Below are 17422 nucleotides of genomic sequence, written 5' to 3' on the forward strand. Positions count from 1 at the left end.
GCGCCGCGGGGGCCCGTCCGGTACGGGACCCCCGCGGCGCCGTGCGGGACTCACTTCCTGTCGAGCAGGCTCTGGACCTTCGCGCGCATCTCGTCCGTGGCCAGGCCGCGGATCGTCAGCGTCGTACGGCGGCGCAGCACGTCGTCGGCCGTCTCGGCCCACTCGTGGTCGCGCGCCCAGACGACCTGCGCCCAGATCTCCGGGGCGTCGGGGTGGACGCGCTCGGCGAGCGCCGGATCGTCGTTGGCCAGGCGCGCGATGTCGAAGGCCAGCGAACCGTAGTGGGTGGCCAGGTGCCTGGCCGTGTCGGCGGCCATCCGCGGGCCGGGTGCCGGACGGTCGATCAGCAGGCGGTGGGCGACCGCGCGCGGGTTGGCGATGCCGGGCAGCGGCACCCTCTTGGGCAGCGAGGAGACCGGCTCGAAGTCGTCGCCCAGCGGGTGGCCCGGCAGCGACTCCAGCTTCTTCATGACCGTACGGCCGATGTGGCGGAAGGTGGTCCACTTGCCGCCCGCGACGGACAGCATGCCGCCCCGGCCCTCCGTCACCACCGTCTCGCGCTTGGCCTTCGCCGTGTCGCCGGGGCCGCCCGGCAGGACGCGCAGGCCCGCGAACGCGTAGGTGATCAGGTCGCGGTCGAGCTGCTGGTCGCGGATGGAGAACGCGGCCTCGTCGAGGATCTGGGCTATGTCCCTGTCGTTGACCGCGACGTCCGCCGGGTCGCCCTCGTACTCCTCGTCGGTCGTGCCGAGCAGCAGCATGTCCTCCCAGGGGAGGGCGAAGGTGATGCGGTACTTGTCGATCGGGGTGGCGAGCGCCGCCTTCCACGGGGAGGTGCGCTTCAGCACCAGGTGGGCGCCCTTCGACAGGCGGATCGACGGGGCGGCGCCGGGGTCCTCCATCCTGCGCAGGTGGTCGACCCACGGGCCGGTCGCGTTGAGCACTAGGCGGGCGTCGACGCCGAACTCGTCGCCGGACAGCCGGTCCTTCAGCTCGGCACCGGTCACCCGGCCCCGCGTGAAGCGCAGGCCGGTGACCTCGGCGTGGTTCAGCACGACCGCGCCCGCCTCGACGGCCGCCCGGACCGTCATCAGCGCCATGCGCGCGTCGTTCATCTGGTCGTCGCCGTACACGGCCACGGCCCTGAGGTTCTCGGTGCGCAGCTCGGGCACGTCCTGCGCGGCCCTGGCCGGGCTCAGCAGGTGGCCCACGCCGTCGCCGAACGCGGAGAGCGCGGAGTAGGCGAAGACGCCCGCCCCGAGCTTCGCGGCGCCGTGCGGCCCGCCCTTGTAGACGGGGAGGTAGAACGTGAGCGGGTTGGCCAGGTGGGGCGCCACCTGACGGGAGACCGCACGGCGCTCGAAGTGGTTCTCCGCCACCAGCTTCACCGCGCCGGTCTGCAGGTAGCGCAGACCGCCGTGGAGCAGCTTGGAGGAGGCGGAGGAGGTGGCGCCGGCGAAGTCGCCGGCGTCGACCAGGGCCACCCTGAGGCCGGACTGCGCGGCGTGCCAGGCGGTGGAGATGCCCAGGATGCCGCCGCCGATCACGAGGAGGTCGTACGACGCCTTGGAGAGCTGCTCCCGGGTCTCGGCGCGGCTCGGGTTGGAGCCGGAGGCCGGGTGCGTCCCCAGGGCAGGCACGGACTGCAGGGTGGACTGACTGGTCATGCGGTTTCTTACTCCTCGTCAGCTCTCGTCCTCGAGCCAGCCCATGGTCCGCTCGACGGCCTTGAGCCAGTTCTTGTACTCACGGTCGCGGGTCTCCGCGTCCATGCGGGGGGTCCACTCGGCGGCCCGGCGCCAGTTGGCGCGCAGGTCGTCGGTGCCGTTCCAGAAGCCGACGGCGAGGCCGGCGGCGTAGGCGGCGCCGAGGCAGGTGGTCTCGGCGACCATGGGACGCACCACGGGGGCGTCCAGGACGTCCGAGAGGGTCTGCATCAGCAGGTTGTTGGAGGTCATGCCGCCGTCGACCTTGAGGGTGGAGAGCTGGACGCCGGAGTCCTTCGTCATGGCGTCGGCGATCTCCCGGGTCTGCCAGGCGGTGGCCTCCAGGACGGCGCGCGCGAGGTGCGCCTTGGTGACGTACCGGGTCAGGCCGGCGATCACACCGCGGGCGTCGGAGCGCCAGTACGGGGCGAACAGGCCGGAGAAGGCCGGCACGAAGTACGCGCCGCCGTTGTCCTCGACCGAGAGCGCGAGCGTCTCGATCTCGGCGGCGGTGGAGATCAGGCCCATCTGGTCGCGCATCCACTGCACCAGGGAGCCCGTGACGGCGATGGAGCCCTCCAGGGCGTAGACCGGCTTCTGCTCGCCGATCTGGTAGCCGACGGTGGTCAGCAGGCCGCTGTAGGAGTTGATCAGCTTGTCACCGGTGTTCATCACCATGAAGGTGCCGGTGCCGTACGTCGACTTGGTCTCGCCCTCGGAGAAGCAGGTCTGGCCGAACAGGGCCGCCTGCTGGTCGCCGAGCGCGGAGGCCACCGGGATGCCGCCGAGCAGCTCGCCCAGCTTGCCGCCCTTGATCTCGCCGTAGACCTCGGCGGAGGAGCGGATCTCGGGGAGGATCCGCACCGGCACGCCGATCGACTCGGCGATCCTCTCGTCCCACGCCATGGTGTGCAGGTTCATCAGCAGGGTGCGCGAGGCGTTGGTGACGTCGGTGACGTGCCTTCCGCCGTCGACGCCTCCGGTCAGGTTCCAGATGACCCAGGTGTCCATGGTGCCGAAGAGGATGTCGCCCGCCTCGCAGCGCTCCTTCAGGCCCTCGACGTTGTCGAGCAGCCAGCGGGCCTTGGGACCGGCGAAGTAGGAGGCCAGGGGAAGGCCGGTCTCGCGGCGGAAGCGGTCCTGGCCGACATTGCGGCCGAGCTCCCTGCACAGGGAATCGGTGCGGGTGTCCTGCCAGACGATGGCGTTGTGAACGGGCTCACCGGTGTTCTTGTCCCACAATACAGTGGTTTCGCGCTGGTTGGTGATGCCGATGGCCTTGATGTCGTCGCGGGTGATGCCCGCCTTGGCGACGGCTCCGGCGACGACCTCCTGGACGTTGGTCCAGATCTCGGTGGCGTCGTGCTCGACCCAGCCCGGCTTGGGGAAGATCTGCTCGTGCTCCTTCTGGTCGACGGAGACGATGCGGCCGTCGCGGTCGAAGACGATGCAGCGGGAAGACGTCGTGCCCTGGTCGATGGCGGCGATGAACGGCCCGTGGCCGTGGGAGGCGATGCCGGCGGTGTGGGCGTCGGTCACTGTGTGCTCCTGGAGGTTCCGTGGTGGTGGGGCTGCGCGTACGGCGCGTGCTGCGGGTTTCGCGGGAAGCGGCGGGCTCGGTGTTCCTAGGCGAAAGCGACGTTGTAGATGCCTGCAGCGACGGCGCCGCCGATCAGCGGGCCGGCCACCGGGATCCAGGCGTAGCCCCAGTCGGAGCCGCCCTTGTTCGGCAGGGGCAGCAGGGCGTGCACGATGCGCGGGCCGAGGTCGCGGGCCGGGTTGATCGCGTAGCCGGTCGGTCCGCCGAGGGACAGGCCGATGGAGACGACCACGAGCGCGGTGACCAGGGCGCCCAGCGTGCCCAGGCCGTTGCCCTCGTCGTTCAGGCCCTGCGTGAGGACGGCGAGCACCAGGACGACGGTGCCGATGATCTCCGTGGCCAGGTTCTGCCACACGACTCTGATCTCGGGGCCGGTGGAGAAGACGCCCAGGACCGGGCCGGCGCCCTGCTCCTGCGCCTCGACGGCCTTGGCCGCGGTGGCCTGCGCGCCGGGACCGCCGACGATCTCCTTGTCGGTGAGGTGGGCGTGGAACTGGCCGTAGTAGGCGAGCCACACCAGGGCCGCGCCGATCATGGCGCCGAGCAGCTGTCCGGCGAAGTACGCCGGAACGTTGCTCCAGTCACTGTCCTTGATCGCGAGGGCGACGGTCACGGCCGGGTTCAGGTGGGCGCCGGACAGCGGCGCCGAGGTGTAGACCGCCGTGAGCACTGCGAAGCCCCACCCGAAGGTGATGGCGAGCCAGCCGGCGTTGCGGGCCTTGGAGGCCTTCAGCGTGACGGCGGCGCAGACTCCGCCGCCGAGCAGGATGAGTACGGCGGTACCGATGGTCTCGCCGATGAAGATGTCGGAGCTGGACACCCGCGACTCCTTTGTCCTTCGTCCAGGGAAGCCGAACCCCGGGTCCCTCCGGGGATTGGCGCCCTCGGGGTGAGAGCGATGCCGGCCCTTGGCGTTGTCACACTCTAGCGCGTATTGCCGGTAAGTGTTCGACAATGCCGACCGATGGACGGGAGTCTCGCTTCGCCTTCGCGGATGAGTCAAGAGGTGTGTTATCGAATGCGCGATCGTTATTGATCGCTGTGGGTTATCGGTCGGTCGAGTGGGGGTCCGTGGGGTTTCGCCGAATGCGCGGGTCCGGACACGACCGGGACCGGGACGCCGTGCGGCGTCCCGGTCCCGGTGTGCGGTGCGACCGATTCGGATGTGCGGTGCGACGGGTTCAGGTGTGCGGTGCGACGGGTTCAGAACCGCCCGGCGCCCAGGTCCCGCGAGACCGCGCGGGCGCAGTCCCGTACCGCCGCGATCAGCTCGGGGCGCAGCTCGCCGTCCCGGCACAGCCGCTCCACCGCGCCGGTGATGCCGACCGCGCCGACCGGCATGCGCCGCCGGTCGTGGATGGGGGCCGCGATCGAGGCGACGCCCTCCCAGGTCTCCTCCACGTCCGCCGCGTACCCCCGCGCGCGCGTGAGGTCGAGGAGGTGCTCGAAGTCCTCCAGCTCGCACACGGTCCGGTCGGTGAACGCCTTGCGGTCCGCCTCGATCGCCTCGCTGTGCGCGACCGGGTCGTAGGCCGACAGCACCTTGCCCAGGGCCGTGGAGTGCAGCGGCTGCATGGCCCCTATCTCCAGGACCTGCCGGCTGTCGTCGGGCCGGAAGACGTGGTGCACGATCAGCACGCCCTGCTGGTGCAGGACGCCCAGGTAGACGCTCTCGCCGCTGGAGCGGGCCAGGTCGTCCGTCCACACCAGGGCGCGCGCCCGCAGCTCGTGCACGTCGAGGTAGGTCGTGCCGAGCCGCAGCAGCTCGGCGCCCAGCTGGTAGCGCCCGGAGGCCTCGTCCTGCTCGACGAAGCCCTCCTGCTGGAGGGTGCGCAGGATCCCGTGGGCGGTGCCCTTGGGGAGGCCCAGCGACGAGGCGATGTCCGACAGTCCGAGCCGCCGCTCACCGCCCGCCAGGAGCCGCAGCATCGCGGCCGCCCGTTCGAGCGACTGGATGTTCCGTGCCATCGCCGTACTGCCTCCGTCCCCTTCGACCGTCGACACGCGACGTCGCCGCCGTTCGGCAATGCCGAACACTACCGGTCCATGCCGACCTCCCGCTAATGGTCGGACGCCCCATGTTCCGCCCCGAGTGGCCGATTCGGCGTCCGACAGGCGGTCCGGCCCCGCTTCTCCCGCTTCCGCGGGCGGCCCGCCGACCGCACGGCGGCACCGGCGCACACCACGCCCGTCCGGCCCGTGGACGCCCTGCCCATCCAAGCCGACTCCCGGTTACGCTGGCGCCGTGCGCCTTTTCCCGGACGGCCGGGAAGGCGCATAGCCGACAGCCGTCGCACCCGAGGGAGCCCCTTTCATGGCCTCGTTGCCGCCGACCCCTTCCGCCGACAGCCGGACCCGTGTGTCCGCCCTCCGCGAGGCGCTCGCCACCCGTGTGGTGGTCGCCGACGGAGCGATGGGCACCATGCTCCAGGCGCAGGACCCCACCCTGGAGGACTTCCAGAACCTCGAGGGCTGCAACGAGATCCTGAACCTGACCCGCCCGGACATCGTCCGCTCCGTCCACGACGCGTACTTCGAGGTGGGCGTCGACTGCGTCGAGACCAACACCTTCGGCGCCAACCACACGGCCATGGCGGAGTACGACATCCCCGACCGCGTGCACGAGCTGTCCGAGGCCGGCGCCAGGATCGCCCGCGAGGCGGCCGACGAGTACGCGGCCCGGGACGGCCGGCCCCGCTGGGTGCTGGGCTCCATCGGTCCCGGCACCAAGCTGCCGACCCTCGGCCACGTCGGATACACCACGATCCGCGACGGCTACCAGGCCAACGCCGAAGGGCTGCTGGCCGGCGGCGCGGACGCGCTGATCGTGGAGACCACGCAGGACCTGCTCCAGACGAAGGCGTCCGTCCTGGGCGCCCGCCGCGCCATGGAGGCGACCGGCGTCGAGGTCCCCCTGCTGTGCTCGATGGCCTTCGAGACCACCGGCACCATGCTGCTCGGCTCCGAGATCGGCGCGGCGCTCACCGCGCTGGAGCCGCTGGGCATCGACATGATCGGCCTGAACTGCTCCACCGGCCCGGCCGAGATGAGCGAGCACCTGCGCTACCTCACGCGCCACTCCCGCATCCCGCTGCTGTGCATGCCCAACGCCGGCCTGCCCATCCTCACCAAGGACGGCGCGCACTTCCCGCTCGACCCCCAGGGCCTGGCCGACGCCCAGGAGAACTTCGTCCGCGACTACGGCCTGAACCTGGTCGGCGGCTGCTGCGGCACCACCCCGCAGCACCTGCGGCAGCTCGTCGAGCGCGTCCGGGACCTGTCCCCGGCCGAGCGCAGCCCGCAGCCCGAGCCGGGCGCGGCCTCCCTCTACCAGTCGGTGCCGTTCCGGCAGGACACCTCGTACCTGGCGATCGGCGAGCGCACCAACGCCAACGGCTCGAAGAAGTTCCGCGAGGCGATGCTCCAGGGCCGCTGGGACGACTGTGTGGAGATGGCGCGCGAGCAGATCCGCGAGGGCGCGCACATGCTCGACCTGTGCGTGGACTACGTGGGCCGGGACGGCGTGGCCGACATGGAGGAACTGGCCGGCCGCTTCGCCACCGCCTCGACGCTGCCGATCGTGCTGGACTCCACCGAGGTCGACGTCCTGCGGGCCGGGCTGGAGAAGCTCGGCGGCCGCGCGGTGATCAACTCGGTGAACTACGAGGACGGCGACGGCCCCGAGTCCCGCTTCGCCAAGGTCACCCGGCTCGCCAAGGAGCACGGCGCCGCGCTGATCGCGCTGACCATCGACGAGGAGGGCCAGGCCCGTACCGCCGAGAAGAAGGTGGAGATCGCCGAGCGGCTGATCGCCGACCTGACCGGCACCTGGGGCATCCACGAGGAGGACATCCTGGTGGACTGCCTGACCTTCACCATCTGCACCGGGCAGGAGGAGTCCCGCAGGGACGGCATCGCCACCATCGAGGCGATCCGCGAGCTGAAGAGGCGCCACCCCCGGGTGCAGACCACGCTGGGCCTGTCGAACATCTCCTTCGGCCTGAACCCGGCCGCCCGCATCCTGCTGAACTCGGTCTTCTTGGACGAGTGCGTCAAGGCGGGCCTGGACTCGGCGATCGTGCACGCCTCCAAGATCCTGCCGATCGCCCGGTTCGACGAGGAGCAGGTCACCACCGCCCTGGATCTGATCTACGACCGCCGCAGCGAGGGCTACGACCCGCTGCAGAAGCTCATGCAGCTCTTCGAGGGCGCCACCGCCAAGTCCCTGAAGGCGGGCAAGGCCGAGGAGCTGGCCGCCCTGCCGCTGGAGGAGCGCCTCAAGCGGCGCATCATCGACGGCGAGCGCAACGGCCTGGAGGCCGACCTGGACGAGGCCCTGCGGTCCCGTCCGGCCCTGGACATCGTCAACGACACCCTGCTGGACGGCATGAAGGTGGTCGGTGAGCTGTTCGGTTCCGGCCAGATGCAGCTGCCGTTCGTGCTGCAGTCGGCCGAGGTGATGAAGGCGGCCGTGGCCCATCTGGAGCCGCACATGGACAAGAGCGACGAGGCGGGCAAGGGCACCATCGTGCTGGCCACCGTGCGCGGGGACGTGCACGACATCGGCAAGAACCTCGTCGACATCATCCTGTCCAACAACGGCTACAACGTCGTCAACCTCGGCATCAAGCAGCCGGTCTCGGCGATCCTGGAGGCCGCCGAGGAGCACCGGGCCGACGTCATCGGCATGTCCGGGCTCCTGGTGAAGTCCACGGTGATCATGAAGGAGAACCTGGAGGAGCTCAACTCCCGGGGCCTGGCCGCCCGCTACCCGGTCATCCTCGGCGGGGCCGCCCTCACCCGCGCCTACGTCGAGCAGGACCTGCACGAGATCTACCAGGGCGAAGTGCGCTACGCCCGCGACGCGTTCGAGGGCCTGCGCCTGATGGACGCCCTGATCGGCATCAAGCGGGGCGTGCCCGGGGCGAAGCTGCCCGAACTCAAGCAGCGCCGGGTCAGGACCGCCACCGCCACGGCCGTGGTGGAGGAGCGTCCCGAGGAAGGCCACGTCCGCTCCGACGTGGCCACCGACAACCCCGTGCCCACCCCGCCGTTCTGGGGCACCCGCGTGGTCAAGGGCATCCAGCTCAGGGAGTACGCGTCCTGGCTGGACGAGGACGCCCTGTTCAAGGGCCAGTGGGGCCTGAGGCAGGCCCGCACCGGGGAGGGACCCTCGTACGAGGAACTCGTCGAGACCGAGGGCCGGCCCCGGCTGCGCGGGCTGCTCGACCGGCTCCAGACGGACAACCTGCTGGAGGCGGCCGTCGTCCACGGCTACTTCCCGTGCGTCTCCAAGGACGACGACCTGATCATCCTGGACGAGCAGGGCAACGAGCGCACCCGCTTCACCTTCCCGCGCCAGCGCCGCGGCCGGCGGCTGTGCCTGGCCGACTTCTTCCGCCCGGAGGAGTCCGGCGAGACGGACGTCGTCGGCCTCCAGGTCGTCACCGTCGGCTCGCGCATCGGCGAGGAGACCGCCCGCCTGTTCGAGTCCAACGCCTACCGCGACTACCTGGAACTGCACGGCCTGTCCGTGCAGCTGGCCGAGGCGCTCGCCGAGTACTGGCACGCCCGGGTGCGCGCCGAGCTCGGCTTCTCCGGCGAGGACCCCGAGGAGATGCGGGGCATGTTCGAGCTGAAGTACCGGGGCGCCCGCTTCTCCCTCGGCTACGGCGCCTGCCCCGACCTGGAGGACCGCGCCAAGATCGCCGACCTGCTCCGGCCGGAGCGCATCGGCGTCCACCTGTCCGAGGAGTTCCAGCTGCACCCCGAGCAGTCCACGGACGCGATCGTGATCCACCACCCGGAGGCGAAGTACTTCAACGCCCGCTGAGGCACCCCTCGGGCACACGCCGGCCCCCGGCACACCGGCCGGACGAGGCGTTCGGCCCGCGCACGACGTACACTGGTCGGTCCACCGCAGGCCGGTTCCCTCGTGGGAACCGGCCTGATCGTCCCTCAAGGAGGTACGTGGATGACCAGTACTGTCCCCGCGCTCGGCACCCGTACGGCCGAAGGCTCCGCCCTGCAGGCGGTGCTCCTGGACATGGACGGCACCCTGGTGGACACGGAGGGTTTCTGGTGGGACGTCGAGGTCGAGGTCTTCGCCTCCCTCGGCCACACGCTCGACGAGTCCTGGCGCCATGTCGTGGTCGGCGGCCCCATGACCCGCAGCGCGGGGTTCCTCATCGAGGCCACCGGCGCCGACATCACCCTGCCCGAGCTCACGGTGCTGCTCAACGACGGTTTCGAGAAGCGCATCAGCAGCTCCCTGCCGCTGATGCCCGGGGCCGCCCGGCTGCTGGCCGAACTGTACGCGTACGAGATCCCCACGGCCCTGGTGTCCGCCTCGCACCGGCGCATCATCGACCGGGTGCTGGCCTCGCTGGGCCCGCACCACTTCGCCCTGACGGTCGCCGGCGACGAGGTGCCGCGCACCAAGCCCCACCCCGACCCGTATCTGACGGCCGCCGCCGGACTCGGCGCGGACCCGGTCCGGTGCGCCGTGATCGAGGACACCGCGACCGGTGTCGCCGCGGCCGAGGCCGCGGGCTGCCGCGTCGTGGCGGTGCCCTCCGTGGCCCCCATCGCCCCGGCCGCCCGGCGGACCGTGGTGTCCTCGCTGGAAGAGGTCGACCTGACATTTCTGCACGGCCTGATGACGGAAATGCGCTAGCCGTTCACCCAGCGTTCAACGGCCCCGGGGCAGGGATTTCGCCCCCGTGTGAACGGCCGAACAGGACATGTGTCCGAGGGAATTCGAACCGTGACGGGTGGCCGAATTCCAGCACTTCGGAACCGCGTCGGCGGTGTGACGTTCGCCACGACGTACGGGGTCGACACGAGGTCTTGTGTGTGCTCCCCACCCCCTTCCGGGGGTGGTCGGCGTGCCTTTGTGTCCTGATTGGTGGAGCGCTGCACGAATCCTTCCTCTGTCGGGTTTTCGGTCTGTCCACGCCCGGTTTCGCAGCGTGATGGAGGTTCAACTCCGGTGGCCGCGAACCCCCGTGCGGGCGCGGACTAATCTCGTCGCGAGAACATCACCCCCGCTCCGTGATCCGCCGCGACACCCTTGCTTGCCGGGTACACGGAGTCGACAGCTCTGGAGAAACTCGAGCATGAACCGCAAGACTTTGGTGCTGCCGGCCGTGATCGGCCTGCTCGCGCCGGTACTCGCCGCCTGCGGCGGAACCGACGGCGGGAGCGAGAGCGACGACGCGATCGTCGTCGGCACCACGGACCGGTTCACCGCCTCGAAGGACGCCCCCGCGCCCCTCGACCCGGCGTACGCCTACGACGTCGGCACCTGGAACCTGCTGCGCCAGACCGTGCAGACCCTGATGGTCCAGCCGCGCGGCGAGGGTGAGCCGGTCCCCGAGGCCGCCGAGAAGTGCGGTTTCACCGACGCCGGCAACGAGCGCTACGCCTGCACCCTGCGCGACGGTCTGAAGTTCGCCAACGGCGACCCCGTCACCGCGGCCGACGTGAAGTACTCCATCGACCGCGCCCTCTCCCTCAAGGCCGACAGCGGCGTCTTCGCGCTGCTGTCCACCATCGACACCGTCGAGACGCAGGGCGAGCGCGAGGTCATCTTCCACCTCAAGACCGCCGACGCCACCTTCCCGTACAAGCTGTCGACCCCCGTGGCGGGCATCGTCGACCCGGACGACTACCCGAAGGGCGAGCTGCGCGACGGCTTCGCCGTGAACGGCTCCGGCCCGTACACCTTCCGCGCCGAGACCGACGGCGACGAGCTGGTCAAGGCCGTGTTCACCAAGAACCCCGCCTACAAGGGGGCGTTGCAGGTGAACAACGACAAGGTAGAGATGGTCTCCTTCGCCGACGCCGACGCCATGGGCGAGGCGCTGAAGAAGGGCGACATCGACCTGATGACCCGCACCATGTCGCCGGAGCAGATCCACAAGCTCTCCACCGGCTCGGACGAATCCATCGACGTCGTCGAGATGTCCGGCCTGGAGATCCGCTACCTGGCCTTCAACACCGACGCCCCGGCCGTGAAGTCCAAGGCCGTCCGCCAGGCGATGGCCCAGCTGATCAACCGCGGCGAGCTCGTCTCCAAGGTCTACGGCTCCCAGGCCGAGCCGCTGTACTCGCTGGTCCCGGCCAGCGTCACCGGCCACTCCAACTCGTTCTTCAACAAGTACGGCGACCCGAGCGTCGCCAAGGCCAGGGCCCTGCTGACCAAGGCCGGCATCACCACCCCGGTGAAGCTGACGCTGCACTACACCACCGACCACTACGGCCCGGCCACCAAGAAGGAGTTCGAGCTGCTGCAGAAGCAGCTCAACGACAGCGGCCTGTTCGACGTCGGCATCAAGGGCACCCCCTGGTCGACCTTCCGCCCGGCCGAGCGGAAGGGCGAGTACGAGGTCTACGGCATGGGCTGGTTCCCGGACTTCCCCGACGCCGACAACTTCCTCGCCCCGTTCCTCGACAAGGACAACTTCCTCGGCTCGCCGTACGCCAACGGCCAGATCCGCAGTGTCCTGATCCCCGAGTCCCGCCGCGAGGCCGACCGCCTGTCCGCCGCCGCCAGCCTGACGGACATCCAGGACATCGTGGCCAACGACGTCCCGGTGCTGCCGCTGTGGCAGGGCAAGCAGTACGTGGCCGCGCGCGACGACGTGACCGGGACCGCCTACGCGCTCAACTCCTCCTCGACCCTGCAGCTGTGGGAGCTCGGCCGAGGCGTGAGCGGCTGACCGACCATCAGCGCCCGGGGCCAGGGACGTGCCCCGGAATCTCGGAAACCGAAGACAAGGCACACACGTGAATATGCGCAACCAGTGGCCGGTCCTGCCCATCGTGGCGGGGCTGGCCTCCGGCCTGCTGACCGGATGCGGAACGGAGACTGCCGGTTCCGGGGGGAACGGCTCCCACGTGGTCATGGGGATGTCCGACGACGTCCTGGCCACGGATCCCGCCTCCGGCTACGACCCCGGATCCTGGCTGTTGTTCAACAACGTCTTCCAGTCGCTGCTCAGCTTCCCCAAGGGGGCCACGGAACCGCAGCCCGAGGCCGCCGAGACCTGCGCCTTCACGGACACGCAGACCAAGGTCTACCGGTGCACGCTGAGGGACGGGCTCAAGTTCAGCAACGGTGACCCGCTCACCTCCAAGGACGTCAAGTTCTCCTTCGACCGGATGCTGAGGATCAACGACCCCGACGGGCCGGCGATCATGTTCCCCATGCTCGACGAGGTCGAGGCGCCGGACGACAGGACGGTCGTCTTCCGGCTCAACACGCCCGACGCCACCTTCCCGAGCAAGATCGCCTCCGGCGCCGGATCCATCGTCAACCACCGGGAGTACGACGCCGACGGGCTGCGCGAGGACGGCGGGGCCGTCGGCTCCGGACCGTACAAGCTGGAGTCCTTCGGCGACGACAAGGCCGTCTTCTCCGTCAACGAGCACTACAAGGGCACCGCCGAGGTGAAGAACGAGGGCGTCACCCTCACGTTCTTCCACGGCGACCAGACCGCCCTGAAGAAGGCGCTCACGGACGGCGACGTCGACATCGCCTACCGCGGCCTCACCGCCCGCGACATCGCCGGCATAGAGAAGGCCGACGACGGCACCGGCGTCGAGGTCGTCGAGGGCAGCAGCGCCGAGGTCCAGCACCTGGTCTTCAACATGGACCACCCGGTCGCCGGGAAGATCGGCGTGCGCAAGGCCATCGCCCACCTGATCGACCGCGAGGCCCTCATCAGGGACGTGTACCAGGGCACGGCCACCCCCCTGTACTCGATCATCCCGGCCGGTGTCGCGGGCCACAACACGGCCTTCTTCGACACCTACGGAGCCCGCCCCTCCAAGGCCAAGGCGCAGGCCGCGCTGCGCGCCGACGGCATCACCGGCAAGGTGAGGCTCACCCTGTGGTCCACCCCGTCCCGCTACGGCCCGGCCACCGACCAGGAGCTGAAGGCCATCGCGGGCCAGCTCAACGCCAGCGGCCTGTTCCGGGCCGACGTGAAGTCCGTCCCCTTCGGCCAGTACGAGAAGGACATCGCCGCCGGCAGGTACGGCGTGTACGTCAAGGGCTGGATCCCGGACTACCCGGACGCCGACAACTTCACGGCCCCGTTCTTCGGCGAGGGCAACGTGCTGGACAACAACTACGACAACAGCACGATCACCGGCACGCTCATCCCGCGCACCGCCGCGCAGACCGACCGCTCGGCGACCGACAAGGAGTACGGCGAGCTGCAGACCATCGTCGCCGCCGAACTGCCCGTCCTGCCGGTCTGGCAGGCCAAGCAGCACGCGGTCGTCCGCGACGGCGTGTACGGGCTGGAGTACTGCCTGGACGCCTCGACCGTGTTCCGGTTCTGGGAGCTGAGCAAGGCCTGAACCGGCGCGGACACGCGCGGGGCGCCCCCTTCCGCGGAAGGGGGCGCCCCTTCGCCCGTGCCGCCGGGCCGGACCCGGTGCGCTACTGCGCGCCGGGGCGCACCAGCCCGCTCTCGTACGCGTACACCGCGGCCTGCACCCGGTCGCGCAGGCCCAGCTTGGTCAGCACGTGCCCGACGTGCGTCTTGACGGTGGTCTCGCTGACGAACAGGTCGGCTGCGATCTCCGCGTTGGACAGGCCGCGCGCCACCAGCTTCAGCACCTCGACCTCGCGGTCGGTGAGCGTGTGCAGGGTGTCCGGCACCGGCTCGTCGCCGGAGGGCAGATGCGTGGCGTACTTGTCCAGCAGCCGCCTGGTGATGCTCGGCGCGAGCATCGCCTCGCCGGCGGCCACCACGCGGATCGCCTGCACCAGCTCGTTGGCCGGGGCGTCCTTCAGCAGGAAGCCGCTGGCACCCGCCCTCAGCGCCTCCACCACGTACTCGTCGAGGTCGAAGGTGGTCAGCACCAGCACCTTGGCCGGGCCGTCCCGCTCCGGCCCGGTGATCTGCCGGGTCGCCTCCACACCGTCCATGCGCGGCATGCGGATGTCCATCAGGACCACATCGGGCTGCAGGGCGCGCACCTGGTCCAGAGCCTGGAGGCCGTCTCCGGCCTCGCCGACGACCGCGATGTCCTGCTCCGCCTCCAGGATCATCCGGAAGCCCGTGCGCAGCAGCGGCTGGTCGTCGACCAGTAGGACGCGGATGGCCACATGAGTCTCCTTCGCTAGTCCGGCCCCATTCTGCCCTGCGGGGCCGTCCTCACGGGGAGCGGGTAGGGCGGGGGAGTGCCGCCGAACTCCGGGCAGTGCGCCTGGTGGTCGCACCAGCCGCACAGCTTCGTGGGGCGCGGCCGCCAGTCCCCGCTCTCCGTCGCCAGCCGGATCGCGTCCCACAGCGCCAGCAGCTTGCGCTCGACCCGCTCCAGATCGGCGGGGACGGGGTCGTACGTCAGGACGTCACCGCTGCCCAGGTAGACCAACTGCAGGCGCCGGGGCACGACTCCCTTCAGCCGCCACACCACCAGGGCGTAGAACTTCATCTGGAACAGCGCGCCCTCGGCGTACTCGGGCCGGGGCGCCCTGCCCGTCTTGTAGTCGACGATCCGCACCTCGCCCGTGGGCGCCACGTCGACCCGGTCGATGATCCCGCGCAGCCGCAGCCCCGAGTCCAGCTCGGCCTCGACGAACAGCTCGCGCTCGGCCGGCTCCAGCCGGCTGGGGTCCTCCAGCGTGAACCAGCGCTCGACGAGCCGCTCCGCCTCACCGAGCCAGCGCGCGAGGCGCTCCCCGTCCGGATCGTCGGCGAACAGCTCCACGACCTCCGGCCTGGTCTCCCGCAGCCGGTCCCACTGGACCGGGACCAGCGACTTCGCGCGCGGCGCGGTGCGCTCGGCCGCCGGGGCGTCGAACAACCGCTCCAGCACCGCGTGCACCAGCGTGCCCCTGGTCGCCGCCTCGCTCGGCTTCTCGGGCAGCCGGTCGATCACCCGGAACCGGTACAGCAGCGGGCACTGCATGAAGTCACTGGCGCGCGAGGGGGACAGCGTGGCGGGAACCACGGCGGCGGGCCCCGCTGCGGCGGGCCCGGCCGAGACGGCCGCGGCAGCGACCGTGTCCGTGCCGGTGTCCGTGTCCGTGCCGGTGACCGTGGCGGTCGCTGTGTCCGTGCCGGTGACCGCGTCCATGACCAGGACCGGTTCCGCCTCCACCACCGCCCGCGCGGCCGTCACCTGTGCCGCCGGCTCCGCCCGGGCCGGCGGATCCGCCGGCCCGGCAGGGCTGCTGGGGGCCTCCGTCGCGCCCTCGGTGCTCGTCTCCATGCCCCGACCTTACGGCCCGCCACCGACAGTGACCCAGCCGCGCCCGTGACGCCCGCGCCCCACGGTGGCACAGGGTGCCGGGGCGGAACGCGTCGCGACAGCCGCATACCATCGACTCGAGACCCTCCCGTCCGGCAGGCGCGGGAGATGCTTCTTCGAACGAGGGGACACCGGTGGACGAGAGCGGCGGGCGCGGGCAGCCGCGGTCCGGCAACGACGAGTCGGCCGAGCGCCACGCGGGGCCTGCGGCTTCGGCCGCCGGCCCCTCACACCCCGGCCCGGACCCCACCCCGGATCCCGCTCCGGCCGACCACCGGTCCGCGCACGCGCCGCGGCCGGAGCGGGCGGAGACCGCCCCGGCGGAGGCCGATCCGGCGACGGCCACCCCGGCACAGACCGATCCGGCGGAGGCCGCCCCGGAGGGGACCGCGCGGCAGCACGACGCGGCCGGGGAGCCCGTGACGCCGGCGGCGGGCCGCCCCGGCGAGGACCGATCCGACGAGGACCGGCCCAGCGGAGACCGGTCCGACGAGAACGCCCGCCCGCCCGCGGCCTCCCCGCCCCTCCCCGGCGACGCCGGCCCCCGGCCGGTCCCCGCACCGGGCACCGCCTCCGCCCCCGGCGACCGCACGCTCGCCCACTCCGGTCCGGCGAAGGGCCCCGCACCGCAGCGGCCCTCCGAGCCCCGGGGCGGCCTGCTGATGGGGCGGCCCTTCGGGGTGCCCGTGTACGTCGCGCCGAGCTGGTTCCTCGTCGCCGCCCTGATCACCTGGGTGTTCGGCGGGCAGCTCGACCGCGTCCTGCCCGAGCTCGGCGGAGCCCGCTACCTGGTCTCCCTGTTCTTCGCGGTCGCCTTCTACGCCTCCGTCCTCGTCCACGAGCTGGCCCACACCCTCGCCGCGCTCCGCTTCAAGCTCCCGGTCCGCCGCATCCAGCTCCAGTTCTTCGGCGGCGTCTCCGAGATCGAGAAGGAGGCCGAGACCCCGGGCCGCGAGTTCGTGCTGGCCTTCGTCGGACCGCTGCTGTCCCTCGTGCTCGCGGGCCTGTTCCACCTCGCCCTGCAGACCGTCGAACCGGGTACCGTCCCGGGCGTCCTGCTGGCCGGCCTGATGGTCTCCAACCTCATCGTCGCCGTCTTCAACCTCCTGCCCGGCCTGCCCCTGGACGGCGGCCGCATGCTCCGCGCCGTCGTCTGGAAGATCACCGGCAGGCCGATGAGCGGCACGGTCGCCGCCGCCTGGGTCGGCCGCGCCCTGGCCGTCTCCGTGCTGCTCGGCCTGCCGCTGCTCACCCAGTCCGGGGCGCTCGGCTCCGGCGCCATGGACAACGTGGGCATGGACACCGTCCTGGACGCCCTGCTCGCCGCGATCCTCGCCGCGATCATCTGGACCGGCGCCGGCAACAGCCTGCGCATGGCCCGGCTGCGCGAACACCTCCCCGAGCTGCGCGCCCGCGCCCTCACCCGCCGCGCGGTCCCCGTCGAGACCGACACCCCGCTCTCCGAGGCCCTGCGCCGCGCCAACGCCGCCGGCGCCCGCGCGCTCGTCGTCGTCGACGCCGACGGCAGCCCCCTGTCGATCGTGCGCGAGGCCGCCATCGTCGGCGTACCCGAGCACCGCCGCCCCTGGGTCGCGGTCGGCGGCCTCGCCCAGGAGATCACCGACGGCATGCGCGTCTCGGCGGAGCTGGCGGGGGAGGACCTGCTGGACGCCCTGCGGACGACCCCGGCGACCGAGTACCTGGTGGTGGAGGAGACCGGGGAGATCTACGGCGTGCTGTCCGCGGCCGACGTGGAGCGCGCCTTCGTGAAGGCCATGGCCCGTCCCAGCTGAGCGCACCCCGGGCGGTGGTCGGCGGGCCTCCCGGGTGCCGGTAGGCTGGT

The 17422-nt window shown here is 71.3% G+C and carries 11 protein-coding genes; 5 read left to right on the top strand and 6 right to left on the bottom strand.

The window, feature by feature from the left end; all coding sequences use genetic code 11:
• Positions 1–50 precede the first annotated feature (50 nt).
• The 4 genes from AB0L29_RS18660 to AB0L29_RS18675 all read right to left on the bottom strand — a co-directional run bounded on the left by AB0L29_RS18660 (position 51) and on the right by AB0L29_RS18675 (position 5274).
• Complete coding sequence (locus tag AB0L29_RS18660; RefSeq protein ID WP_365828406.1) at positions 51–1667, bottom strand: glycerol-3-phosphate dehydrogenase/oxidase; 1617 nt, start codon at positions 1665–1667, stop codon at positions 51–53.
• Positions 1668–1685: 18 nt separating this feature from the next.
• The gene (glpK, locus tag AB0L29_RS18665; protein WP_365828408.1) at positions 1686–3245 is read right to left on the bottom strand and encodes a glycerol kinase GlpK; all 1560 of its coding nucleotides are present in this window, start codon (positions 3243–3245) and stop codon (positions 1686–1688) included.
• Positions 3246–3331: 86 nt separating this feature from the next.
• Positions 3332–4126: an MIP/aquaporin family protein gene (locus AB0L29_RS18670; RefSeq protein WP_365828410.1), complete on the bottom strand. Its 795-nt coding sequence runs from the start codon at positions 4124–4126 to the stop codon at positions 3332–3334.
• 383 nt (positions 4127–4509) lie between these two features.
• Positions 4510–5274 carry an IclR family transcriptional regulator gene (locus tag AB0L29_RS18675; protein WP_365828412.1) on the bottom strand — a complete coding sequence of 255 codons (765 nt, stop codon included), beginning with the start codon at positions 5272–5274 and terminating at the stop codon, positions 4510–4512.
• Positions 5275–5620: 346 nt separating this feature from the next.
• Between AB0L29_RS18675 and metH the strand changes: the two genes are divergently transcribed.
• The 4 genes from metH (at position 5621) to AB0L29_RS18695 (ending at position 13677) form a co-directional block, all read left to right on the top strand.
• Complete coding sequence (metH, locus tag AB0L29_RS18680) at positions 5621–9139, top strand: methionine synthase (protein WP_365828414.1); 3519 nt, start codon at positions 5621–5623, stop codon at positions 9137–9139.
• A gap of 141 nt (positions 9140–9280) precedes the next feature.
• Positions 9281–9982, top strand: coding sequence for an HAD family phosphatase (locus tag AB0L29_RS18685; protein WP_365828416.1), 702 nt, complete (start codon positions 9281–9283; stop codon positions 9980–9982).
• A gap of 442 nt (positions 9983–10424) precedes the next feature.
• Positions 10425–12029, top strand: a complete 1605-nt coding sequence (locus AB0L29_RS18690; protein ID WP_365828418.1) for an ABC transporter substrate-binding protein — start codon at positions 10425–10427, stop codon at positions 12027–12029.
• 67 nt (positions 12030–12096) lie between these two features.
• Complete coding sequence (locus AB0L29_RS18695; protein WP_365828420.1) at positions 12097–13677, top strand: ABC transporter substrate-binding protein; 1581 nt, start codon at positions 12097–12099, stop codon at positions 13675–13677.
• Positions 13678–13759: 82 nt separating this feature from the next.
• On the opposite strand, the gene AB0L29_RS18700 is transcribed toward AB0L29_RS18695, so the two are convergent.
• Together AB0L29_RS18700 and AB0L29_RS18705 are read right to left on the bottom strand one after the other, a co-directional pair.
• The gene (locus AB0L29_RS18700) at positions 13760–14431 is read right to left on the bottom strand and encodes a response regulator transcription factor (RefSeq protein WP_018570356.1); all 672 of its coding nucleotides are present in this window, start codon (positions 14429–14431) and stop codon (positions 13760–13762) included.
• Between the two features lie 14 nt (positions 14432–14445).
• Complete coding sequence (locus tag AB0L29_RS18705) at positions 14446–15540, bottom strand: RecB family exonuclease (RefSeq protein WP_365828422.1); 1095 nt, start codon at positions 15538–15540, stop codon at positions 14446–14448.
• Between the two features lie 173 nt (positions 15541–15713).
• On the opposite strand from AB0L29_RS18705, the gene AB0L29_RS18710 reads away from it, so the two are divergent.
• A complete protein-coding gene (locus AB0L29_RS18710) occupies positions 15714–17372 on the top strand; it encodes a site-2 protease family protein (RefSeq protein ID WP_365828424.1) in 1659 nt (552 codons plus the stop codon).
• Positions 17373–17422: the final 50 nt, after the last annotated feature.

It is taken from the genome of Streptomyces sp. NPDC052701 (genome assembly GCF_040678355.1).
Taxonomy (GTDB): Bacteria; Actinomycetota; Actinomycetes; order Streptomycetales; family Streptomycetaceae; genus Streptomyces.